The following is a 21,950-nucleotide window of genomic DNA, read 5'->3' as shown; positions in this document are numbered from 1 at the left end:
GGCGGGATCCTCACGGAGGAGGGCCCTGACCCTGGTGAACCCCTGAGCAACTCACGCTTCTGTCACGGGAGTTGCCCGGAGAAGCCCCCTAGGGGAGAAAAAACTGTTATCGCGGAGCCCTTCACTCCGTCTCCACGCACGAACAGGCACGAAGGGGCACCGGCCGGAAAGGACGACGTGGACACGCGGCAGTGGCGCGACACCATCGCGGCGGCGCAGGCCGGCGACCGACGCGCGCTGGACGAGCTCGTCGAGGGCTGGCTGCCGCTGGTGTACAACATCGTCGGCCGCGCCCTGAACGGCCACGCCGACGTGGACGACGTCGTCCAGGAGACCATGCTGCGGGCCGTCGACAACCTCGGCAGTCTGCGCGACCCGGACAGCTTCCGGTCCTGGCTGGTCGCCATCACCATGCGCCAGATACGGGACCGCGCCCGCCGCAGAACCCCCGCCCCGCTGGACGAGTCGGCCGCCCGCGACGCCGCCGACTTCGCCGAACTCACCGTACTGAGGCTCCAGTTGGAGGGGCAGCGGCGCGAGGTCGCGGAGGCCGTGCGGTGGCTCGACGACGAGGACCGGCAACTGCTCTCGCTGTGGTGGCTGGAGGTCGCGGGCGAGCTCAGCCGGCGCGAGCTGGCCGCCGCCGTCGGCATCAGCCGGCAGCACGCCGCCGTGCGCGTGCAGCGGATGAAGGAGCGCCTGGAGACCTCCCGCGGCATCGTCCGCGCGCTCGAAGGCGCCTGCCCGGACCTGCGCGAGATGACCGCCCGCTGGAACGGCCGCCCCGACTCGGTCTGGCGCAAGCGGCTCGCCCGGCACATCCGCGGCTGCGGCTACTGCGGCGACCCCCGCGAGACCGTCGTACCGGCGGAACGGCTGCTGGTCGGCATCGCGCTGGTGCCCGTCCCGGTCGGCTTCACGCTCTCCCTGGCCTTCGGCGGCAAGACGGCCGCGGCCGCCACGGTCGCGTCCGTGAGCTGGTCCGCCAAGGTGCTGAGCGCCCTCACCCAGCCCGTCGTCGCGGCCACCGCGGGCGCCACGATCGTCGCGGGCGGCGCGTACGTCGTCACCCGGCCCCCGGACACCCCCGCACCGCGGGTGGCGACCTCACCGACGGCCGCGAGCACCCACCGGGCGCCCCCGCCGACGCCCACCCCGCCCCCCTCGCCGTCTCCCTCCCCTCCCTCCCCCTCGGCGACCCCCACGAAGACCGTCCTCTACGGCAGTGTCGTCGACGCCGTCGACCGGGCCCCGAACCCGGACACCCCGCCCGCCGCCCTGCCCCACCGGCCCGAGACCGGGCTCACCAGCACCGGCGGCGCGCACGCCGTCATGAACCACCGCGGGGACGCCGTCACGCTCACCGGCGAGGGCTATGTCCTCGTCCGCTGGCAGATCGCGCCGCAGTACCGGCCCGGCGGCCTGGTCATGCCGTCCTGGACCGGCCTCAAGGGCAGGCTGTTCCACGTGGCCTCGGGCGGCGGCCGCCGGATGGACGACCCCGTCAGCGCGACCGACAGCAGCGCCACCGGCATGGGCAGCTCGGCCACCGGCTACACCGTCCTGCCCCCGGGCGCGCAGCAGATGTGGCAGAACGAGTACTTCTACCTCGACGGCAGCGTCACCCTCACCTGCAACGAACGCGGCGCCGACTACAACCTCAGCGTCTTCCCCTCCACCTGGGACGCGGTCGAGAAGGACATCACCACCGGCCCCGCCCAAGGGGCCGAGCGCTACGGCCTGGTCCGCGACGCCGGCAAGGACGACACCCCGGTCCCGCAGTACGTCACCCGCTCTACTCCGGCCGATCCGGCGACGGTCGCCCAGAAGTCCCGGGTGTAGCGCCGCGGCACTCCTGTGGGTGCTAGCCCGTCGGGTCGGATTCCCGTAGCGCGCAGAGCAGGTCCACCCGGTTCGTGGTGATCGAGTCGACGCCCATCCCGGCGAGGCGGCGCATCGAGCGGCGGGTGTCGGGGGTCCAGACCGAGATCAGGTAACCGTCCCTGTGGATGCGGTCGGCGAGGTCCTGGTCCATCAGGGCGAAGCGGTAGTTGAGCCAGCGGGGCTTGACCGCGTTCAGCAGGGCGGGGCGCGGGGGTGCGAGGCTCGTCCAGGTGAGGGCGATCTCCGCCGACGGGTCGGCCTCGCGGACGGCGAGCATGGCCGTGGCGTCGGCGCAGTAGTAGACGCGGTCCTGGGCGCCCTGCTCGCGCACCACGTCGACCACGCGGCGGGCGACCCGTACCTCGCGGGTGCCGGGCAGGTCGAGCATCAGGCGCTCGCCCTCGGTGGCCCGCAGCGCCTCCGCGAGCGTCGGCACCTGGCCGTCGGTCAGCCCCCGCACCTCGTCCGCGGACAGGGACAGCAGCGGACGGTCGTGCTCCCACAGCCGCTTCAGCGTGTGGTCGTGGAGCAGCACCGGTACGCCGTCCCTGGTGAGCCGTACGTCGACCTCCACCGCGTCCGCACCCAGGTCGAGCGCGGTGCGCAGGGAGTCGATCGTGTTCTCACGGACGCGGTAGGGGGCGCCGCGGTGTGCCACGGCCGTCAGCTTCTGCATGCGCCCATTGTGGTGGGTTCGGTGCGGTGGGATCGGGGCGGTGGGATCGGGGCGGTGGGTTCGGGAGGCGGTTGTTCAGGGGGCGAGCCAGGCGGTGGTGTGGCTGTCGATCTCGTTCTTGATCCTGGTCTTGCCCGCTTCGTCCAGGAAGGACGCGTCGACGGCGTTCTTCGCGAGCTCCGCCAGGCCGCGTTCGTCGAGGTCCAGGAGCCTTGCCGCCACCGCGTACTCGCTGTTGAGGTCGGTGCCGAACATCGGCGGGTCGTCGGAGTTGATCGTGACGACGATCCCCGCCTGCGCGAACTCCTTGATCGGGTGCTCGTCGAGGGTGCGGACGGCCCGGGTGGCGATGTTGGAGGTGGGGCACACCTCCAGCGGGATGCGGTGCTCGGCGAGGTGCGCGAGGAGCTTCGGGTCCTGGGCGGAGCTGGTGCCGTGGCCGATGCGCTCGGCGCGGAGGTGGGTGAGGGCGTCCCACACCGTCTCCGGGCCGGTCGTCTCGCCGGCGTGCGGGACGGAGTGCAGGCCCGCCGCGATGGCCCGGTCGAAGTACGGCTTGAACTGGGGGCGGGGGACGCCGATCTCGGGGCCGCCGAGGCCGAAGCTCACGAGGCCCTCCGGGCGGAGGCGGTCGTCGGTGGCGAGCCTCGCCGTCTCCTCGGCCGCCTCCAGACCGGCCTCGCCGGGGATGTCGAAGCACCAGCGCAGGACCGTGCCGAACTCGGACTCCGCGGCCTTGCGGGCGTCCTCGATGGCCTCCATGAACGCGCGTTCGTCGATGCCGCGGCGGGTGGAGGAGAACGGGGTGATGGTGAGCTCGGCGTAGCGGACCTGCTGGCGGGCGAGGTCCCGGGCGACCTCGAAGGTCAGGAGCCGGACGTCCTCGGGGGTGCGGATCAGGTCCACGACGCTGAGGTAGACGTCGATGAAGTGGGCGAAGTCCGTGAAGGTGAAGTAGTCGACGAGGGCTTCGGGGTCGGTGGGGACCTTGGAGTCGGGGTGGCGGGCGGCGAGTTCGGAGACGATGCGGGGGGAGGCGGAGCCGACGTGGTGGACGTGTAGTTCGGCCTTCGGCAGTTCGGCGATGAAGGCGTGCAGGGTGGTGTCGGGGTTGGTGTCGGGTGTCGTCGTCATGGGGGCCTCCCCTGGCAGGGCGCGGCGCGGTGTTCGTGCGGGGCGGCGCGCGGTGATCGGCTGATCGGTGGGGTCATCGTAGGACGGGGTGGTTGTTCGGGTGCGGCTGGGTGGGGGCGGGCGTTTTGCGCAGTTCCCCGCGCCCCTGAGGGGCCTGCGGCGGCCCGTCGCTGTTCGGTGGGGGCGCCTGTAGCGCACTCGAAAAAGGGGCCCTGCAACGGACGCCGGCCGCTGCGGGCGGACACCCCCACCCCGTCCCCTTCGCGCCGTACGCGGCCAACGGTCCGGTGGGGGCGGGCGTGACTGCAACCCCCTAGGGGCGCGGGGAACTGCGCGACAAGCCACGACGGACCCGCACCCGCCCGACAACCTGACCCGGCACCCTCTCACGCGACCGGCGCCGTAACATGGTCGGACGGACGATCTAGGGGGACATGGGCATGACCGACGGAACGCAGTCGAGCGGGGACGCCGGGCAGGATCCGTGGGCGGCGCCCGGGAGTGGGCCTTCGTTGGAGAAGAGTGCGCCGCCGCCGTCCGTGCATGATCAGGCCACCGTGACGTCGGTGCCCGGTGACGGGTACGGCTTCCCGCCCCCGGCCGGCGCTCCGACGCCCGGTTATGGGTACCCCGCCCCCGAGCAGGGCGCACCCGCACCCGGTATACCCGGAGGGCCCGGCTCCGTGCCGCCGCCTCCCATCGCGCCCGGCGGTCCCGGCGGTCCCGGAGGTCCGGCCGGATACGGGTACCCGGGCTACCCCCAGGCCCCGCAGGGATACGGCTGGGCCCCGCCGATGCCTCCGCAGAACGGCATGGGTGTCGCCGCGATGGTGCTGGGCATCCTGTCCTGCGCCCTGTTCTGCATGTACGGCATCCTCTCCCTCGTGCTCGGTGTCCTCGCGATCGTCTTCGGGATCAAGGGGCGCAAGCGGGCCGAGCGCGGTGAGGCCACCAACCACGGTCAGGCGCAGGCCGGTTTCATCATGGGGATCATCGGGACGATCCTCGGCATCGCGGTGATCGTGCTGCTCGCCATCGGCATCACCGCCGCCATCAACTCGGAGGACGACTCCGACTACTACGACGGCTCCCTCGCCGTGGTGGCCGCCGCCCCGCTGGGCTAGCCCGCCGGTCAGGCGTTTCTGAGGCGGTCCCGGGCCTCCATCAGGGCGAAGCCCAGGAGGTTCGGGCCCCGCCAGCGCTCCGGGTCGCTCGCCGCCTCGTCGTCCGCGGCGAGGCCGATGCCCCACACCCGGTCCACCGGGCTGGCCTCCACCAGCACACGGTCGCCGGTGTTCAGGAGGAATTCGCGCAGGTCGTCATGGGCCGCGAACTTGTGGACGCTGCCCTCCACGACGATCCCGAAGCGCTCCCGCTGCCAGGTCCGCTCGTCGAAGCCGCGGACCAGCCGGCCCGCCTTCTTGGCCTGGGACGGATGTCCGGCGGAGAGCACCGCGGCCTCCGCTTCCCGATCTTCGAAAAGACGCGCCTTGCCCGCCATCATCCAGTGCTCGGCGGTCGCATAGCTCACTGCGTCGACCACGAACGGTGACGGCCACCACTGGCTCAGACAACTGGCGCCGACGCGGCCGTCCGCACGCGGCCGGTGTCCCCAGAAGTGCAGATACTTGATGTGTGTGCCTGCCCGGACCTGCTTGACCAGGGCGTCCTGTGAATCGATCTTCCCCGCGATCTTCCCCATGCACGCGAGTCTGGCAGGTACCACTGACACTCCGTCCTTCCTTTTCGGGGACGACTCGACACCTGGTCGACAGATTCCGTCGCGTAACCGAAAGGCAACAACGGAATCACTTGTAGGAGTGCCATTGCTCTGTCAGGATCGGCACTCAAATCGAGCTGGAGCTACGCCACCCGCCCTCGGGAGCCGAGGGGTCACGGCGGAGGAGAGCGACATGCACAACCCGGGCAGTGCCACCCCGGACCGGTTCGCGGCCCAGGAGCGGTTCGCCGACGGCGCGCAGTTCATCGCAGGGCGTCTCACCAAGGGGACCTCCGGGCGTACGCACGCGGTCGTGGACCCCGCGAGCGGGGAGGAGGTCCTCACCTATGAGCTGGCGGGCGCGGCGGACGTGGACGCCGCCGTCGCCGCGGCACGCGAGGCCTTTCCCGGCTGGGCGGGCGCCACTCCCGGCGAGCGGTCCGACGCCCTGCACCGGTTCGCGGCCGTGCTCGCCGACCGTGCCGAGGACTTCGCCCGCGCGGAGTCGCTCCAGTGCGGGAAGCCGCTGAAGCTGACCCGGGAGTTCGACGTCCCGGGGACCATCGACAACACGTCCTTTTTCGCCGGTGCCGCCCGTCATCTTCAGGGGCAGTCCGCCGGGGAGTACTCCGGCGATCACACGTCGTACGTCCGGCGGGAGCCGATCGGGGTCGTCGGGTCCATCGCGCCCTGGAACTATCCGCTCCAGATGGCCGCCTGGAAAATCCTTCCTGCCGTCGCCGCGGGCAACACCATTGTGCTGAAGCCCGCCGAGATCACCCCCCTGACCTCGCTGCTGTTCGCCCAGGCCGCCACCGACGCCGGGATCCCCGCCGGTGTCATCAACATCGTCACCGGGACCGGGAAGGAGGCGGGGGAGCGGCTGGTCGGGCATCCCGACGTGGCCATGACCTCGTTCACCGGGTCGACGGCCGTGGGCAAGCGGGTCGCCGAGATCGCCACCGCCACCGTCAAGCGACTGCACCTGGAGCTCGGCGGCAAGGCCCCCTTCCTCGTCTTCGACGACGCCGACCTGGAGGCCGCCGTCAACGGGGCCGTCGCCGGGGCGCTCATCAACACCGGGCAGGACTGCACGGCCGCCACGCGCGCGTACGTGCAGCGGCCTCTCTACGAGGCGTTCGTGGAGCGCACCGCCGCCCTCATGGAGACCGTCCGGCTCGGCGACCCGTTCGCCGCCGGTACCGATCTCGGGCCGCTGATCTCGCACGTCCAGCGGGACCGGGTCGCCGGGTTCGTCGACCGCGCGCGGGCCTACGCGCGCGTGGTGGCGGGCGGGGAGGCGCCCGGCGGGGAGCTCGCCAAGGGGGCGTACTACAAGCCCACGCTCGTCGCCGACGCCGCGCAGGACAGTGAGATCGTCCAGTCCGAGATCTTCGGGCCGGTGCTGGTCGTGCTGCCGTTCGACAGCGACGACGAGGGCATCCGGCTCGCCAACGACACCCCCTACGGGCTCGCCGCCTCCGCCTGGAGCCGGGACGTCTACCGGGCCAACCGGGCCACCCGCGAGATCAAGGCCGGGTGCGTGTGGGTCAACGACCACATCCCGATCATCAGCGAGATGCCCCACGGCGGGTACCAGGCGTCCGGCTTCGGCAAGGACATGTCCTCGTACTCGTTCGAGGAGTACACGCAGATCAAGCACGTCATGTTCGACAACACCGCGATCGCCAGGAAGGACTGGCACCGCACGATCTTCGGGGACCGATAGCCGTTGTTCAGGCCGCCCGACCCGCGGCCGCCCACTTCCCGAAAGGGCACCAGCGCATGGAGCAGTACGAGCCCGACCGCCTGTCGCCGGCCCAAGTGGCCGCCATGCGGCGCAGTTTCCGAAGCGGCCGGGCCGCCATGACCCGGCGGTCCCTGTTGCGCGCCTCCGCGGGCGGCGCGCTCGCGGTCGGCGGCCTCGGCACGCTGAGCGCCTGCGGCATCCCCGCGGCCGGCAACACCCAGGGCGGAGTCTCCGCCGAGGACCACTCGGCCAAGGAGAAGGTCGTCAACTTCTCCAACTGGACCGAGTACATCGACGTGGACGAGAGCGAGAAGCACCACCCCACGCTCGACCAGTTCAAGAAGCGGACCGGTATCTCGGTCAAGTACACCGAGGACATCAACGACAACGTCGAGTTCTTCGGCAAGATCAAGCCGCAGCTCGCGGCCGGGCAGGACACCGGGCGCGACATCATCGTGCTCACCGACTGGCTCGCCGCCCGGCTCATCCGGCTGGGGTGGGTCCAGAAACTGGACTCCTCCAACCTGCCCCACGCGTACGCCAACCTGTCCCAGCAGTTCCGCGAGCCCGACTGGGACCCGGGACGGGCGTACTCCTATGTGTGGCAGGGCATCTCGACCGTCATCGCCTACAACAAGAAGGCGCTCGACGGCCAGGAGGTCAAGTCGGTCTCCGACCTGCTCGACAACCCCAAGCTCAAGGGCCGCGTCGGCTTCCTGTCGGAGATGCGCGACAGCATCGGCATGACCCTGCTCGACATGGGCAAGGACCCCGCGAAGTTCACCGCCGACGACTACGACGCGGCGATCGCACGGCTCCAGAAGGCCGTCGACAAGGGGCAGATCCGCCGCTTCACCGGCAACGACTACACCTCCGACCTGACCAGCGGCGACTTCGCGGCCTGTATCGCCTGGGCCGGTGACGTCGTCCAGCTGAAGGCGGACAGCCCGGACATCGACTTCATCATCCCCGAGAGCGGATACATGACGTCGACCGACAACATGCTGATCCCCAACAAGGCCCGTCACAAGACGAACGCCGAGCGGCTCATCGACTTCTACTACGAGCCGAAGCCGGCCGCCGAGCTCGCCGCGTACATCAACTACGTCTCTCCCGTCGACGGGGTGAAGCCCGAGCTGGCGAAGATCGACAAGGATGCGGCGAACAACCCGCTGATCATCCCCGACAAGGCCATGGCCGCGAAGTCGCACGCCTTCCGCTCACTGAGCTCGAAGGAAGAGACGGCCTTTGAAGAGAAGTTCGCGAAGCTGACTGGGGCGTGATCACCGTGACGAACAAGAACACCGACACCAGCGGAGACGTCCGCCTCTCCGGCATCAGCAAGACGTACGACAACGGCTTCACCGCCGTACAGCCGCTGGACCTGACCGTGCCCCAGGGCTCCTTCTTCGCCCTGCTCGGCGCCTCCGGCTGCGGCAAGACCACCACCCTGCGCATGATCGCCGGCCTGGAGGAGCCCACCACGGGCACCGTGCACCTCGGCGACCAGGAGGTCACCCGGCTGCCTCCCTACAAGCGGCCGGTGAACACCGTCTTCCAGTCCTACGCCCTCTTCCCGCACCTCGACATCTTCGAGAACGTCGCCTTCGGTCTGCGCCGGCGCGGCATCAAGTCGGTGAAGAAGCAGGTCGAGGACATGCTGGAGCTCGTCCAGCTGGGGGAGCAGGCGCGCAAGAAACCGCACCAGCTCTCCGGCGGCCAGCAGCAGCGGGTGGCGGTGGCGAGAGCCCTGATCAACACGCCCAAGGTGCTCCTGCTCGACGAGCCGCTCGGCGCCCTCGACCTCAAGCTGCGCCGCCAGATGCAGCTGGAGCTCAAGCGCATCCAGACCGAGGTCGGCATCACCTTCGTGCACGTCACGCACGACCAGGAGGAGGCCATGACCATGGCCGACACGGTCGCCGTGATGAACGCGGGCCGTGTCGAGCAGCTCGGTTCGCCGACCGACCTGTACGAGAACCCGCAGACCACCTTCGTCGCCAACTTCCTCGGCACCTCCAACCTCATCGAGGCCGAGGTCGACTCGAAGAGCGGCGGCGAGATCGTCCTGAAGGCGGGCGGCGGCAAGCTGGTGCTGCCCGAGGCGCGGTACGCCGGGCCCACGGCGACCGGCGGCAAGGTGCTCGTCGGTGTGCGTCCCGAGAAGATCTCGCTCACGCACGCGGACCAGGCCGGGGAGATCCCCGAGGGCCGCAACCGCATCACCGGCACGATCGCCGACTCCTCCTTCATCGGCGTCTCCACGCAGTACGTCATCGACAGCCCCGTCTGTCCGGAGTTCGAGGTCTACGCCCAGAACATCGACCGCGACGCCCGGCTGGTGCCCGGCGCCGAGGTCGTCCTGCACTGGAACCCGGCGCACACCTTCGGTCTGGACGCGGCCCAGGACATCGACGCCGGCATCCAGGAAGAGGCGACGGTCTGATGGCGACGCTCACCGAGGCGCCGCCGCCTCTCTCACCGACCGCGCCCGAGAAGAAGCCCCCACGCAGGAGAGGCCGCTTCACGCCGTACTGGCTGCTGCTGCCCGGCATCCTCTGGCTGCTGGTCTTCTTCGCCCTGCCGATGATCTACCAGGCCTCCACGTCCGTGCAGACGGGCTCCCTGGAGACGGGCTACAAGGTCACCTGGCACTTCGCCACCTACTGGGACGCGCTGTCCGAGTACTGGCCGCAGTTCCTGCGGTCGATCCTGTACGCCGGTGCCGCGACGATCCTCTGTCTGGTGCTGGGATATCCGCTGGCGTATCTGATCGCGTTCCGCGCGGGACGCTGGCGGAACCTGATCATGGTCCTGGTGATCGCGCCCTTCTTCACCAGCTTCCTGATCCGCACCCTCGCCTGGAAGACGATCCTCGCGGACGGCGGCCCGGTCGTCGGCGCCCTCAACGCCCTGCACGTCCTGGACGTCACCAGCTGGCTCGGCTGGACGTCCGGCGACCGCGTCCTCGCCACACCGCTCGCGGTGGTCTGCGGTCTGACGTACAACTTCCTGCCGTTCATGATCCTGCCGCTCTACACCTCACTGGAGCGCATCGACGGCCGGCTGCACGAGGCGGCGGGCGATCTCTACGCCAAGCCGGTCACCACCTTCCGCAAGGTCACCTTCCCGCTGTCGATGCCGGGCGTGGTCTCCGGCACGCTGCTGACCTTCATCCCGGCGGCCGGTGACTACGTCAACGCGGACCTGCTCGGCTCCACGGACACCCGCATGGTCGGAAACGTCATCCAGACGCAGTTCCTGCGGATCCTGGACTATCCGACGGCCGCGGCCCTCTCCTTCATCCTGATGGCCGCGATTCTCTTCATGGTCACGCTCTACATCCGTAGGTCCGGCACGGAGGATCTGGTTTAAATGACCTTCGTCAACTGGCTCAAGCGCAACCTCGTCGTCATCGCCGGACTGATCACGCTCGGATATCTTCTCCTTCCGAACGTCGTCGTCACGGTGTTCTCCTTCAACAAACCCAAGGGCCGCTTCAACTACCAGTGGCAGCAGTTCTCCACGGACGCCTGGAAGGACCCCTGCGGGGTCGCCGACATGTGCGGCTCGCTCTCCATCAGCCTCCAGATCGCGTTCTGGGCGACGATCGGCGCGACCGTCCTCGGCAGCATGATCGCCTTCGCGCTGGTCCGTTACCGGTTCCGCGCGCGGGGCACCGTGAACTCGCTGATCTTCCTCCCGATGGCGATGCCCGAGGTCGTCATGGCGGCCTCGCTGCTCACCCTGTTCCTCAACCTGGGTGCCCAGCTGGGTTTCTGGACGATCCTGATCGCCCACATCATGTTCTGCCTCAGCTTTGTCGTCGTCGCCGTCAAGGCGCGCGTGATGTCGATGGACCCGCGCCTGGAGGAGGCGGCCCGGGATCTGTACGCGAGTCCCGTCCAGACCTTCCTCCGGGTGACCCTGCCCATCGCGGCCCCCGGAATCGCGGCGGGCGCGCTGCTCGCCTTCGCGCTCTCCTTCGACGATTTCATCATCACCAATTTCAACGCGGGCTCGACCGTCACCTTCCCCATGTTCGTCTGGGGTTCGGCACAGCGCGGCACGCCCGTCCAGATCAATGTCATCGGTACGGCCATGTTCCTGGTCGCGGTCCTTCTGGTCCTGGCCTCGATGGTCATCGGCAACCGCCGTAACAGGCAAAAGGCATAAGCCTTTTTCCACAACCCTTCAAGACCGTTTCAAGAACCCCCTGTAGGGAGTTGAAATCATGGCCCCGAGCGCCATGAGCCGTTGGACCAAGGCACTTTCCGAAGCACAGCCGGTTCCGTACTGGCTGGACGACCCCGGTCGGCCCCGCCCCGAGCCCGCCCTCACCGGCGCCGAGACCTGCGACCTGCTGGTCGTCGGAGGCGGCTACAGCGGGCTGTGGACCGCGCTCAACGCCAAGGAGCGCGATCCCGGGCGGGATGTCGTCCTGCTGGAAGGCCGCGAGGTGGGCTGGGCCGCCTCCGGCCGCAACGGCGGCTTCTGCGCCGCCTCCCTCACCCACGGCCTGCCCAACGGGCTGACCCGCTGGCCGGGTGAGATCCACAGACTCCAGGAGCTGGGCGCCCGCAACCTCGACGAGATCGAGAAGGCGGTCGCCCGGCACGACCTGGACTGCGAGTTCGAGCGCACCGGCGAGATCGACGTGGCGACGGAGACGTACCAGGCGTGGGAGCTGCGCGACTGGTACGAGGAGCTCCAGGACAAGGGCCTCGCCGACGGCATCGACTTCCTGGACGCGGACGCGGTGCGCGAGCAGGTCGCCTCGCCCACCTTCGAGGCCGGACTGTGGGACCGCAGAGGCGTGGCCATGCTCAACCCGGCCAAGCTGGTCTGGGGTCTGAAGCGGGCTTGCCTGCGGCTCGGTGTCCGCGTCTACGAGCACACCCCCGCGCTCACCCTGAAGCCGTACGGCGCCGGCATGGCCGTCCGCACGCCGTACGGCTCCGTCCGCGCCCGGCAGATCGCGCTCGGCACCAACATCTTCCCGAGCCTGGTCAAGCGGGTGCGGGCGTACACCGTGCCGGTCTACGACTACGCGCTGATGACCGAGCCGCTGAGCGAGGAGCAGCTCGCGTCGGTCGGCTGGAAGAACCGGCAGGGGCTCGGGGACTCGGCGAACCAGTTCCACTACTTCCGGCTCTCCGCCGACAACCGGATCCTGTGGGGCGGTTACGACGCCGTCTACCCGTACGGCGGCCGGGTGCGCGCCGAGTACGACGACCGGCCGGAGACCTACGCCAAGCTCGCCGGACACTTCTTCACCTGCTTCCCGCAGCTGGAGGGCGTCCGCTTCACCCACGCGTGGGGCGGCGCGATCGACACCTGCTCGCGCTTCTCGGCGTTCTACGGCACCGCCCACCAGGGCAAGGTCGCCTACGCGGCCGGGTACACGGGCCTCGGCGTGGGCGCGACCCGGTTCGGCGCGGACGTGATGCTGGACCTGCTGGCGGGGGAGCGGACCGAGCGGACCGCGCTGGAGATGGTCCGCAAGAAGCCGCTGCCCTTCCCGCCGGAGCCGTTCGCCTGGACCGGCATCGCGCTGACCAAGTGGTCGTTGGCGCGCGCCGACTCGCACGGGGGGCGGCGCAACCTGTGGCTCAGGACGATGGACAAGCTCGGTCTGGGATTCGACAGCTGAACGATCGTATGTGATCTGATTCACTCCAACGGGTGGTCGGAACCCGCGTAATGCCTGACAGGGGACCTTCCTCTCCCTCGTGACGCGAACAGCGTCGACGAGAGAAAGGGAGGTCTTCTCATGAGTGGGGCGAAGACGGCGGTCGAGTGGCTGGCATCCGTCGCACCGGATCCGGAGGCCTGCCGCTGGGAGTGGGAACGCAACCCCCTCGGGGTGGCGCTGCTGCCGGCGGGCAAGGCCTGGGACGTCCTGATCCTGCCGGGCGAGCTCGGTTATCCGACGCTCGACGTCCTCACCCGCATCCTCGACCAGCTCGGCCCGGTGCTCGTCGACTTCGGCGACGCGCGGATGGGCTTCTTCGTGCCGCCGGGCACGGCGGCCCGCTGGCTGGGCACCGGGATCCGCACGGCGGGGGCCGGTACCTGGATCGTGGTGCCGTATCCGGGCCGGGTGGCCGGCGGCGGGGTGCGCTGGCTGGTCCCCCCGGACGGCTCGGGCACGCTCACCGACCCGGCACTGCTCGAACTGGCGATGCACGAGGCGGCGGCGGGCCTGGCGACGGAGACGGACGGCTGACCCGACGCACCACGACGCCGTCGTCGGCCGCCCGTGCGGCCGACGGACCGGACCGCCCTGTGCACAGTGGGAGTGCGGCGCTGCGGGCGTCCCCCGCCGGCAGCGACCATGCCCAGTGTGGCCAGGGGGTCAGCGGCGGCTGTGTCGGGGCGGGGGGAGTCGCGGGGTGAGGAGGGGGTTTCTGCGGAGGTGTCGGTCGGCGTGTATGTCCCGGTGTCCCCGGGGCTTTGGCGGGGGCTGTGTCGGGCCGGGGGGAGTCGCGGGGTGAGGAGGGGGTCTCTGTGGAAGTGTCGGGCGCGCGTATGTCCCGGTGTCCCCGGGGCTTTGGCGGGGGCTGTGTCGGGCCGGGAGGAGTCGCGGGGTGAGGAGGGGGTCTCTGTGGAGGAGTTGGCCGGCGCGTATGTCCCGGTGTCCCCAGGGCTTCAGCGGCGGCTGTGTCGGGCCAGGAGGAGCCATAGGGCGAGGAGGAGGTCCGTGCAGAGGAGCCAGCTGGCGAGGACGTCCAGGGGCCAGTGCCAGCCGTGGCGGACCAGGCCGAAGGAGACGCCGAGGACGAGGAGGCCGTAGGCGATGACGAGGGTGCGGCGGAGTCGGGGTGTGCGGAGCCAGGGGAGGACGAGGAGGGTGGCGGTGCCGTAGGCGACGGCGGCCGTGGCGGTGTGGCCGGAGGGGAAGTAGCCGGTCGCGGGCGGCAGGGGCGGGGGGCCCGGGCGGTCGGTGAGTTCCTTGAGCGGCACGATCAGGGCCGGGACCAGGGCCATCAGGACGGCCGCCGCGAGGGGCGGGAACCACCACCGGTCTGTACCGGCACGGCGGCCCCGCCAGGCCGAGAAGAGGATCGCCACCACCAGGACCGGGACCGCGATCTCGACATTGCCCAGGTCGGACAGAGCCGCCGAGAGGCGGTCCGGGTGGATCAGCGCCCGGCTGACCCGGCGGTCGACACGCAGAAGCGGCCCGTCCTCGACGACCTGCCAGGTGATCAGGGCGAAGAGGAGGGCCGGAATTCCGAGAAGGAGGATGAGGAAGGCCGGCCGCCCCGGAACAGGGGGGGTGGTTCCGGGGCGGCCGATCAGATCGGTTGGTCGGCCGCCCCGGGGGGTTTGGGGCGGGCGACTGTCCGATCGGTGAGGAGATCCAGAGCCGGAAGCTCCGGTTGTGTGCGCGAGGGCACGACCAGGTCGAAGCTGGGGAGGCCCCGGCCTGGTGTCGCCCACAGTCCCCTGTGGGCGGGGTGTATCTCTCATCTGGGTTAGAACCTACGGCAGGGGGACGGCGTACAACACCCAGAATCCCATCCTCACCACCACCTCGCACACCTTCTTCACACCCTCTGCCGCTCGCCACCGCAGCCCCGGAATCCCAAGGGATGAGGGGCCTGTGACGTCAGATGCGGGTGAAGGCCTGCTCGATGATGTCGAGGCCCTCGTTCAGCAGGTCCTCGCCGATGACGAGCGGCGGCAGGAAGCGCAGGACGTTGCCGTAGGTGCCACAGGTCAGGACCAGCAGCCCCTCCTGGTGGCAGGCCTTGGCGAGCGCGGCGGTCGCCTCCGGGTTCGGCTCCTTGGTCGTACGGTCCTTGACCAGCTCGATGGCGATCATGGCGCCGCGGCCGCGGATGTCCCCGATCACGTCGAACTTCTCGGCCATGGCGGTGAGGCGGGCCTTCATGGTCGCCTCGATCGCCTTCGCCTTCCCGTTGAGGTCGAGCTCCTTCATCGTCTCGATGGCGCCGAGCGCACCGGCGCAGGCGACCGGGTTGCCGCCGTAGGTGCCGCCCAGGCCGCCCGCGTGGGCCGCGTCCATGATCTCGGCGCGGCCGGTGACGGCGGCGAGCGGGAGGCCGCCGGCGATGCCCTTGGCGGTGGTGATCAGGTCCGGGACGATGCCCTCGTCCTCGCAGGCGAACCACTGGCCGGTGCGGCAGAAGCCGGACTGGATCTCGTCGGCGACGAAGACGATGCCGTTGGCCTTGGCGAACTCGCTGATCGCGGGCAGGAAGCCCTTGGCGGGCTCGATGAAGCCGCCCTCGCCGAGGACCGGCTCGATGATGATCGCGGCGACGTTCTCCGGGCCGACCTGCTTGGTGATCTGGTCGATGGCCTGCGCGGCGGCCTCGGGGCCGGCGTTCTCGGGACCGGTCGGCCAGCGGTAGCCGTAGGCGACGGGGACGCGGTACACCTCGGGCGCGAACGGACCGAAGCCGTGCTTGTACGGCATGTTCTTCGCGGTCAGCGCCATGGTGAGGTTGGTGCGGCCGTGGTAGCCGTGGTCGAAGACGACGACGGCCTGGCGCTTGGTGTACGCCCGGGCGATCTTGACGGCGTTCTCGACGGCCTCGGCGCCGGAGTTGAACAGGGCGGACTTCTTGGCGTGGTCGCCCGGGGTCAGCTCGGCCAGCGCCTCCGCGACCTCCACGTAGCCCTCGTAGGGGGTGACCATGAAACAGGTGTGGGTGAAGTCGGCGAGCTGGGCGGAGGCCCGGCGTACGACGGCCTCGGCGGAGGCGCCGACGGAGGTCACGGCGATGCCCGAACCGAAGTCGATGAGCCGGTTCCCGTCGACGTCCTCGATGATCCCGCCGCCCGCGCGCGCCGTGAACACGGGCAGCACGGACCCCACACCCTGCGCGACCGCGGCGAGGCGGCGGGCCTGGAGCTCCTGCGACTTGGGGCCGGGGATGGGGGTGACGAGGCGGCGCTCCTGCGGAAGTGCGGTCATGAGGGGCTCCTGGGGTGTTGCGGGCGGAGATTTCGCGGACTCTGTCCAGTCTTTTCTCGCAGGCTAGGACGGGGCGGGTGGGGTGGGCATGCTCCATGTGGGCGTTGTCCGAGCGGCCGGTTGTCCGTGGTGGACATAGCCGGTTTCCGCGGCGGTGTGACGCCTCGGCCGCGCAATCGGTGAACTCCCCTTGCGGGCGCGTTAGATTGACCGCTGACGGTGGACGGAACGGCTGGTCAGGGAGCAGAGGCGATGGACAGCGACGGGACGCAGGACGCGCGGGGTACGCATGCGAATCCTGTGCCACGAGCACGCTCCGCCGTGCCACCGAGGCCCACGGAGGCGCCCTCGGTGCCGCCGCCGGACGGCTCCGCCTTCCTGACCTGGCTGCGGACGCCCCGGCCGGAGGCGGTGCCGGGGGTGTGGCGCTTCGGGTACCGGCCCCGCCCGGCCGAGGAGCCCGACCAGGTGCCCAGCCGGCAGCTGCTGAGCGGAGCACTGATCGCGTTCCTGGTCGGCTGGCTCGTGTGGTCGCTTCTCCAGAACGGCTATCTGGGAGGCTGGTGGGCGCTGCCGTTCAAGCTGCTGGTGCCCGACTCCTGGCGCTACACCAGCGACGAGACCTGGAATTTCGTCGTCTACAAGGGATACGAGCTGCTGGTCGCCCTGGTCATCATGGCCGCGGTGGGCAAGCTCGGGCGCTGGGGCGAGGTGTGGCGCCGCTTCGTCACTCCCCGCCTGCACCGCAGGCCACCGCAGCACCAGCCCGCCCCCGCTCCGGCCGAGGACCCCGCCGAGTACCCCCAGCTCCGCGCCGCCGGTGCCGTCGAGGCCGCGGAGCGGCTTGCCGGGGAGGTCAGGGCCGGGGTGATGCGGGATGTGGATCATGCTCGGATCCTCCGGGCGTGGCAGGGCGTGCGCAGTGGGCGGTTCAGTCTCGCCACGTTCACCAGCACCGTCCTGAAGGACGGCGCCGCCGCCTGTCTGCACCCCTCCGGCGCCCGCGACCTCCCCGGCCGGCTCGCCCGGCACGACCTGGTGACCGGGCAGGTGCGGCTCGGCACCACCGCCGACGACGCCCGCAATCCGTACGCCTACCGGGGCACCGGGCTGGGGCTCGCCCCCGAACTGCTCGGGACCTCGCTGCTCGCCGTCGGACCGGCCGGGTCCGGGAAGACCGGGACCGTCGTCAGGCCGCTCGCCGAGTCCCTGTGCCTGCACGCCCTCGCCGGCCGGGCCGCCGTCGTGGTGGTCGGCGCGGCGGGCGCGGGGCTCGGACCGGCCGACGCCTACGACGTCGTCGTACAGATCGGGAATCCGGAGTCGGTGTACGACCTCGACCTCTACGGCGGCACCACCGACCCCGACGAGGCCGCCGCCGTGCTCGCGGAGGCGCTCGTCGGGGATCTCGCCGAGCCGCACCAGGGGGGCGACACCCGGCGCTCCACCACCGTGCTCGCCCAGCTGCTCGGACCGTTCCGGTCGGTGCACGGCCGCTTCCCCTCCGTACCGGAGCTGCGGCAGCTGCTCGACGGCGCGCCCGCGCCGCTGGCCGCGCTGCGCAAGGGCCTGGAGGACTCCGGGCAGGACGCACTGCTGCGCGAACTCGACGCGCGGGAGCGGCAGATGGGGAATCCGGGAGACGTGGGGGGCATCCTCGCGGACCGGGTCGCGCTGCTCGACCGGCCCGCCTTTGCCGGGTTCTTCGACACGTCCGGGCAGTCCCGGCCGTTCTCGCTGAAGGCCCTCGACCATCCGGTGCGGGTGCGCATCGACCTGCCCCAGCGCGGGCACGCCGACGCCTCCCGGATGCTGGCGCGGCTGGTGCTCGCGCAGTTCACGGCGAGTGTCGCGGTGCGCGAGGACCGGTCGCTGTTCGCCTGCCTGGTCCTCGACGACGCCACGGGGGTCGTGACACCGGAGGCCGTGCGGGGCATCCAGCGGCTGCGGTCCGGCAACGCCGGCGTCGTGCTGACCCTGCGGACCCTGGACGACGTGCCCAGGCCCCTGCGCGGACCCCTCCTCGGCGCCACCGGCTGCCGGATGGCGCTGTCGGGGCTCACCCCGTGGGACGGGCAGGACTTCGCCGAGGTGTGGGGCAAGGAGTGGATCGAGGCCCGGGACGTCACCGACCGGCAGATCATCGCGGAGACCCCGGCCGGCAAGGTGCTGCACGCCGTGCGCCAGGTCATCACCGGCAAGGCGCCGACCGCCCGGGCGGTGACCGTGCGGCAGGTCGAGCGGGAGCGCTGGTCCGCCTCCGAGCTCGCGCACGGGGTGCCGCCGGGGCACGCGGTGCTGTCCCTGACCAGCGTGAAGGGGGAGCACGCGCCGCCGCTGCTGGTGGATCTGCGGGGTTGAGGTGACCTGAGGACCGTACAGTGAGGCAGAATCCTCACAGGCCGTTCATACACGGCGGCCAAAAGATCACACCGCTCACATCCGAGCACGAGCACCCGAGCACCCGAGATCCACCTCTCCGAAGGTCCCAGGCCCCATGCCTCCCACCCTCGCCTCGCTCGTCCACCACTCCGCGCTCAAGCTGACCGTGCGCGCGGGCGAGGACCGGCTGGACGTCCCCGTCCGCTGGGCGCACGTCAGCGAACTCGCCGATCCCGTGCCCTACATGGAGGGCGGCGAGCTGCTGCTGATCACCGCGCTGAAGCTGGACGCGGAGGACCCCGAGGCCATGCGGCGGTATGTGAAGCGGCTGGCCGGGGCGGGGGTCGTCGGGCTCGGGTTCGCCGTCGGCGTGAACTACGAGGACATCCCCGCGGCCCTCGTCGACGCCGCCCGCGACGAGGGGCTGCCGCTGCTCGAAGTGCCGCGCCGCACCCCCTTCCTCGCCATCAGCAAGGCGGTCTCCGCGGCGATCGCGGCCGACCAGTACCGTTCCGTCACCGCGGGCTTCGCCGCCCAGCGCGAGCTCACCCGACAGGCCCTGACCGACGGCCCGGAGGGGCTGCTCGCCGCGCTCGCCTCCCAGGTGGACGGCTGGACGGCGCTCTACGACGCCTCGGGCGCCGTCGTCGCCACCGCCCCGGAGTGGGCCGGCCGCCGGGCGGCGCGGATCACCGCCGACGTGGAACGGCTGCGGGAGCGGCCCGCACCCGCCTCCTCGGTGGTCGGGGGCCCCGAGGACGACGACCGGGTCGAACTGCACAGCCTGGGCACCGGACGCCGGCCGCGCGCCGCGCTCGCGGTCGGCACGGCCGCCGCCCTCGGCACCGCCGAGCGGTACGCGGTGCACTCGGCGATCGCGCTGCTCACCCTGACCACCGAGCGCTCGCGCTCCCTGCACGCCGCGGAGCAGCGGATCGGCGCCGCCGTACTGAAGATGCTGCTGGCCGGGGAGCCGGAGCACGCGCGCACGGTCGCGGGCGACCTCTACGGCGGGCTCCTGGACGCGCCCTTCCGGCTGATCGTCGCCGAACCGGCGGCGGTGCGGATGTCCGTCGACTCGCACGCGCACCTGGACGCGAAGGCCGCCACGGCGGGCCCCGCGGCCGTCGGCGGGCCCGGCGATCCGCTCGCCGCGCTCACCGAGATCGTCGAGTCGGCCGCCGCGCGGGCCGGGGAGGCCGTGCTGGTCGTGCCCGAGGGGGACGGGGAGGGGCAGCGGCTGGTGGTGCTGGCCGCGGACGGCGGGGCCGCGGTGGCCGCGTGCGCGGACCACGCGACGGCACTGGAGGCCTCGCGGGCCGGCGCCGCACGCGAGGCGACATCGCGCAACGGTGCGGGGCCCCAGGGGCGGCCGGTCGCGGTGCACGAGGAGGACGAGCTGGTGATCGGGGTCTCCGCCCCGGTCGGGCCGATCGCCGCCGCGGCGGGATACAAGCAGGCCGAGCAGTCCCTGTCGGTCGCCCGGCGCCGGGGCCGGCTGTACTGCGAGCACGAACAGCTGGCCTCCGGGTCCGTGCTGCCGCTGCTCTCCGACGACGCGGTCAAGGCGTTCGCGGACAGCCTGCTGCGGCCCCTGTACGAACACGACGCGACCGGCCGCGGCGACCTGGTCGCCTCCCTGCGGGCCTGGCTCTCCCGGCACGGCCAGTGGGACGCGGCCGCCGCCGACCTCGGCGTCCACCGGCACACCCTGCGCTACCGGATGCGCCGGGTCGAGGAGATCCTGGGCCGCTCCCTGGACGATCCGGACGTACGGATGGAGCTGTGGCTGGCCCTGAAGGCGACCGCGACGGAATAGCCGTCGGCCGTAGCCGTTGGCCGGGCTGGAGTGCCGGTTCACCGGACTGCTACACCCCGGACAAATTCGATCCCGGCCTCCCGCACCTACCGTGGGGGGCATGACTTCCACCCACGCCTTCTGGCTCGCCGGCCGCCAGGTCACCGGCGAGGACACCTTCGACGTCACCTCCCCGTGGGACGGCCGGCTCGTCGGCCGGGCCGCCCTGCCGACCGACGCGCAGACCGAGGAGGCCGTGGCCGCCGCGTACGCCGTACGGGACACGTTCGCCGCCACCCCCGCGCACGTGCGCGCCGCCGCCCTGGACCATGTGAGCCGTCGGCTCGTCGAGCGCACCGAGGAGATCGCGCGGCTGATCTCCGCCGAGAACGGCAAGCCGGTCAAGTGGGCCCGCGGCGAGGTAGGCCGCGCGGTGTCGGTGTTCCGGTTCGCGGCCGAGGAGGCCCGGCGCTTCAACGGCGGTGAGGCGCAGCGCCTCGACACCGACCTCGGTGGTCAGGGCCGCCTCGCGCTGACCCGGCGCTTCCCGAAGGGGGTCGTGCTCGGGATCGCGCCCTTCAACTTCCCGCTCAACCTCTGCGCCCACAAGATCGCCCCCGCGATCGCGGCCGGAGTGCCGATCATCCTGAAGCCCGCCCCGGCCACCCCGCTCTCGGGCCTCGTCATCGGCGAACTGCTGGCCGAGACCGAGCTGCCCGCCGGTTCCTGGAGCATCCTCCCGGTCCCGAACGACCGGATGGCCGCCCTTGTCCAGGACGAGCGCCTGCCGGTGATCTCCTTCACCGGTTCCGAGAAGGTCGGTTACGCGATCATGGACTCGGTGCCGCGCAAGCACTGCACGCTGGAGCTGGGCGGCAACGGCGCCGCGGTCGTGCTCGGCGACTACGCCTCCGACGAGGACCTGGACTGGGCCGCGACCCGCATCGCGACCTTCTCCAACTACCAGGGCGGCCAGTCCTGCATCTCGGTGCAGCGGGTCATCGCCGACGCGTCGGTGTACGACCGGCTGCTGCCGCGGATCGTCGCCGCCGTCGAGGCCCAGGTGACCGGTGACCCCTCCGACGACAAGACCGACGTCGGCCCGCTGGTCAGCGAGGACGCCGCCAAGCGCGTCGAGTCGTGGGTCAAGGAGGCCGTCGAGGCCGGCGCCACCCTGCTCACGGGCGGCGACCGCGACGGCGCCTCCTACGCGCCGACGGTCCTCACCGACGTCCCGGCCGACACCACGATCTCCTGCGAGGAGGTCTTCGGACCGGTCCTCACCGTGCAGAAGGTGGACGGCGAGGACGCGGCCTTCGCGGCCGTCAACGCCTCCAAGTACGGCCTCCAGGCGGGCGTGTTCACCCACGACCTCCAGGCCGCCTTCCGTGCCCACCGGGCGCTCGAGGTCGGCGGCGTCGTGATCGGTGACGTCCCCTCCTACCGGGCCGACCAGATGCCGTACGGCGGTGCCAAGCAGTCCGGTGTGGGCCGCGAGGGCGTGAAGTTCGCGATGGACGACTACACGTACGAGCGGGTGCTGGTGCTGACGGGGCTGGCGCTCTGACGGACTCCCGCTGGCAAATGGGAACCATTTTCATGTAGGGTTGCGACAGCGACGCTGACCCGCCGCCCGAAGGGGCCCGGCACCGATGC

At 71.2% G+C, this 21,950-nt stretch carries 17 protein-coding genes; 12 read left to right on the top strand and 5 right to left on the bottom strand.

Annotation, left to right across the window (positions count from 1 at the left end; all coding sequences use genetic code 11):
• Positions 1-177: 177 nt before the first annotated feature.
• A complete protein-coding gene (locus ACFULQ_RS24235; protein WP_383547098.1) occupies positions 178-1,842 on the top strand; it encodes an RNA polymerase sigma factor in 1,665 nt (554 codons plus the stop codon).
• Positions 1,843-1,864: 22 nt separating this feature from the next.
• Here ACFULQ_RS24235 and ACFULQ_RS24230 read toward each other — a convergent pair whose 3' ends face one another.
• Together ACFULQ_RS24230 and ACFULQ_RS24225 are read right to left on the bottom strand one after the other, a co-directional pair.
• Entirely contained in the window at positions 1,865-2,560 is a 696-nt protein-coding gene (locus ACFULQ_RS24230) for a glycerophosphodiester phosphodiesterase (protein WP_383547096.1), read from the bottom strand.
• Between the two features lie 75 nt (positions 2,561-2,635).
• Entirely contained in the window at positions 2,636-3,694 is a 1,059-nt protein-coding gene (locus tag ACFULQ_RS24225) for an adenosine deaminase (RefSeq protein WP_383547094.1), read from the bottom strand.
• Between the two features lie 440 nt (positions 3,695-4,134).
• On the opposite strand from ACFULQ_RS24225, the gene ACFULQ_RS24220 reads away from it, so the two are divergent.
• Positions 4,135-4,818: a DUF4190 domain-containing protein gene (locus ACFULQ_RS24220; RefSeq protein WP_383547092.1), complete on the top strand. Its 684-nt coding sequence runs from the start codon at positions 4,135-4,137 to the stop codon at positions 4,816-4,818.
• A gap of 8 nt (positions 4,819-4,826) precedes the next feature.
• Here the strand turns inward: ACFULQ_RS24220 and ACFULQ_RS24215 are convergent, their stop codons facing one another.
• Positions 4,827-5,396 carry an NADAR family protein gene (locus ACFULQ_RS24215; RefSeq protein WP_383547090.1) on the bottom strand — a complete coding sequence of 190 codons (570 nt, stop codon included), beginning with the start codon at positions 5,394-5,396 and terminating at the stop codon, positions 4,827-4,829.
• Positions 5,397-5,607: 211 nt separating this feature from the next.
• Between ACFULQ_RS24215 and ACFULQ_RS24210 the strand changes: the two genes are divergently transcribed.
• The 7 genes from ACFULQ_RS24210 (at position 5,608) to ACFULQ_RS24180 (ending at position 13,393) form a co-directional block, all read left to right on the top strand.
• The gene (locus tag ACFULQ_RS24210; protein WP_383547088.1) at positions 5,608-7,143 is read left to right on the top strand and encodes a gamma-aminobutyraldehyde dehydrogenase; all 1,536 of its coding nucleotides are present in this window, start codon (positions 5,608-5,610) and stop codon (positions 7,141-7,143) included.
• 56 nt (positions 7,144-7,199) lie between these two features.
• Entirely contained in the window at positions 7,200-8,447 is a 1,248-nt protein-coding gene (locus ACFULQ_RS24205; protein ID WP_383547086.1) for a PotD/PotF family extracellular solute-binding protein, read from the top strand.
• Positions 8,444-9,610 carry an ABC transporter ATP-binding protein gene (locus tag ACFULQ_RS24200; RefSeq protein ID WP_383547084.1) on the top strand — a complete coding sequence of 389 codons (1,167 nt, stop codon included), beginning with the start codon at positions 8,444-8,446 and terminating at the stop codon, positions 9,608-9,610. The genes ACFULQ_RS24205 and ACFULQ_RS24200 overlap by 4 nt, the downstream gene beginning before the upstream one ends.
• Entirely contained in the window at positions 9,610-10,539 is a 930-nt protein-coding gene (locus ACFULQ_RS24195; RefSeq protein WP_383547082.1) for an ABC transporter permease, read from the top strand. Before ACFULQ_RS24200 ends, ACFULQ_RS24195 begins: the two co-directional genes overlap by 1 nt.
• A complete protein-coding gene (locus tag ACFULQ_RS24190) occupies positions 10,540-11,340 on the top strand; it encodes an ABC transporter permease (protein WP_383547080.1) in 801 nt (266 codons plus the stop codon). It abuts the gene before it with no gap.
• A 58-nt stretch (positions 11,341-11,398) separates the two neighbouring features.
• Positions 11,399-12,817: an NAD(P)/FAD-dependent oxidoreductase gene (locus ACFULQ_RS24185; protein ID WP_383547078.1), complete on the top strand. Its 1,419-nt coding sequence runs from the start codon at positions 11,399-11,401 to the stop codon at positions 12,815-12,817.
• A gap of 120 nt (positions 12,818-12,937) precedes the next feature.
• Positions 12,938-13,393, top strand: a complete 456-nt coding sequence (locus ACFULQ_RS24180; protein WP_383547077.1) for a hypothetical protein — start codon at positions 12,938-12,940, stop codon at positions 13,391-13,393.
• 422 nt (positions 13,394-13,815) lie between these two features.
• On the opposite strand, the gene ACFULQ_RS24175 is transcribed toward ACFULQ_RS24180, so the two are convergent.
• Together ACFULQ_RS24175 and gabT are read right to left on the bottom strand one after the other, a co-directional pair.
• Positions 13,816-14,610, bottom strand: a complete 795-nt coding sequence (locus ACFULQ_RS24175; RefSeq protein WP_383547075.1) for a phosphatase PAP2 family protein — start codon at positions 14,608-14,610, stop codon at positions 13,816-13,818.
• A gap of 169 nt (positions 14,611-14,779) precedes the next feature.
• A complete protein-coding gene (gene gabT, locus ACFULQ_RS24170) occupies positions 14,780-16,114 on the bottom strand; it encodes a 4-aminobutyrate--2-oxoglutarate transaminase (protein WP_383547073.1) in 1,335 nt (444 codons plus the stop codon).
• 252 nt (positions 16,115-16,366) lie between these two features.
• On the opposite strand from gabT, the gene ACFULQ_RS24165 reads away from it, so the two are divergent.
• The 3 genes from ACFULQ_RS24165 (at position 16,367) to ACFULQ_RS24155 (ending at position 21,861) form a co-directional block, all read left to right on the top strand.
• Positions 16,367-18,475, top strand: a complete 2,109-nt coding sequence (locus ACFULQ_RS24165) for an ATP-binding protein (RefSeq protein ID WP_383547071.1) — start codon at positions 16,367-16,369, stop codon at positions 18,473-18,475.
• A gap of 136 nt (positions 18,476-18,611) precedes the next feature.
• Entirely contained in the window at positions 18,612-20,315 is a 1,704-nt protein-coding gene (locus ACFULQ_RS24160; protein WP_383547069.1) for a PucR family transcriptional regulator, read from the top strand.
• Between the two features lie 100 nt (positions 20,316-20,415).
• Positions 20,416-21,861, top strand: coding sequence for an aldehyde dehydrogenase family protein (locus tag ACFULQ_RS24155; protein WP_383547067.1), 1,446 nt, complete (start codon positions 20,416-20,418; stop codon positions 21,859-21,861).
• Positions 21,862-21,950 lie beyond the last annotated feature (89 nt).

Origin of the sequence: Streptomyces sp. NPDC057253, assembly GCF_042669125.1 — a bacterium.
Lineage (GTDB): Bacteria > Actinomycetota > Actinomycetes > Streptomycetales > Streptomycetaceae > Streptomyces.
This window is presented reverse-complemented; position numbering and strand designations above follow the sequence as displayed.

What these genes read in the sequence shown, in the direction of transcription:
- ACFULQ_RS24230 (WP_383547096.1), bottom strand. Translation starts at nt 2,560, where the DNA reads ATGCAGAAGCTGACGGCCGTGGCACACCGCGGCGCCCCCTACCGCGTC.
- ACFULQ_RS24225 (WP_383547094.1), bottom strand. Translation starts at nt 3,694, where the DNA reads ATGACGACGACACCCGACACCAACCCCGACACCACCCTGCACGCCTTC.
- ACFULQ_RS24220 (WP_383547092.1), top strand. Translation starts at nt 4,135, where the DNA reads ATGACCGACGGAACGCAGTCGAGCGGGGACGCCGGGCAGGATCCGTGG.
- ACFULQ_RS24215 (WP_383547090.1), bottom strand. Translation starts at nt 5,396, where the DNA reads ATGGGGAAGATCGCGGGGAAGATCGATTCACAGGACGCCCTGGTCAAG.
- ACFULQ_RS24210 (WP_383547088.1), top strand. Translation starts at nt 5,608, where the DNA reads ATGCACAACCCGGGCAGTGCCACCCCGGACCGGTTCGCGGCCCAGGAG.
- ACFULQ_RS24205 (WP_383547086.1), top strand. Translation starts at nt 7,200, where the DNA reads ATGGAGCAGTACGAGCCCGACCGCCTGTCGCCGGCCCAAGTGGCCGCC.
- ACFULQ_RS24195 (WP_383547082.1), top strand. Translation starts at nt 9,610, where the DNA reads ATGGCGACGCTCACCGAGGCGCCGCCGCCTCTCTCACCGACCGCGCCC.
- ACFULQ_RS24190 (WP_383547080.1), top strand. Translation starts at nt 10,540, where the DNA reads ATGACCTTCGTCAACTGGCTCAAGCGCAACCTCGTCGTCATCGCCGGA.
- ACFULQ_RS24185 (WP_383547078.1), top strand. Translation starts at nt 11,399, where the DNA reads ATGGCCCCGAGCGCCATGAGCCGTTGGACCAAGGCACTTTCCGAAGCA.
- ACFULQ_RS24180 (WP_383547077.1), top strand. Translation starts at nt 12,938, where the DNA reads ATGAGTGGGGCGAAGACGGCGGTCGAGTGGCTGGCATCCGTCGCACCG.
- gabT (WP_383547073.1), bottom strand. Translation starts at nt 16,114, where the DNA reads ATGACCGCACTTCCGCAGGAGCGCCGCCTCGTCACCCCCATCCCCGGC.
- ACFULQ_RS24165 (WP_383547071.1), top strand. Translation starts at nt 16,367, where the DNA reads ATGGACAGCGACGGGACGCAGGACGCGCGGGGTACGCATGCGAATCCT.
- ACFULQ_RS24160 (WP_383547069.1), top strand. Translation starts at nt 18,612, where the DNA reads ATGCCTCCCACCCTCGCCTCGCTCGTCCACCACTCCGCGCTCAAGCTG.
- ACFULQ_RS24155 (WP_383547067.1), top strand. Translation starts at nt 20,416, where the DNA reads ATGACTTCCACCCACGCCTTCTGGCTCGCCGGCCGCCAGGTCACCGGC.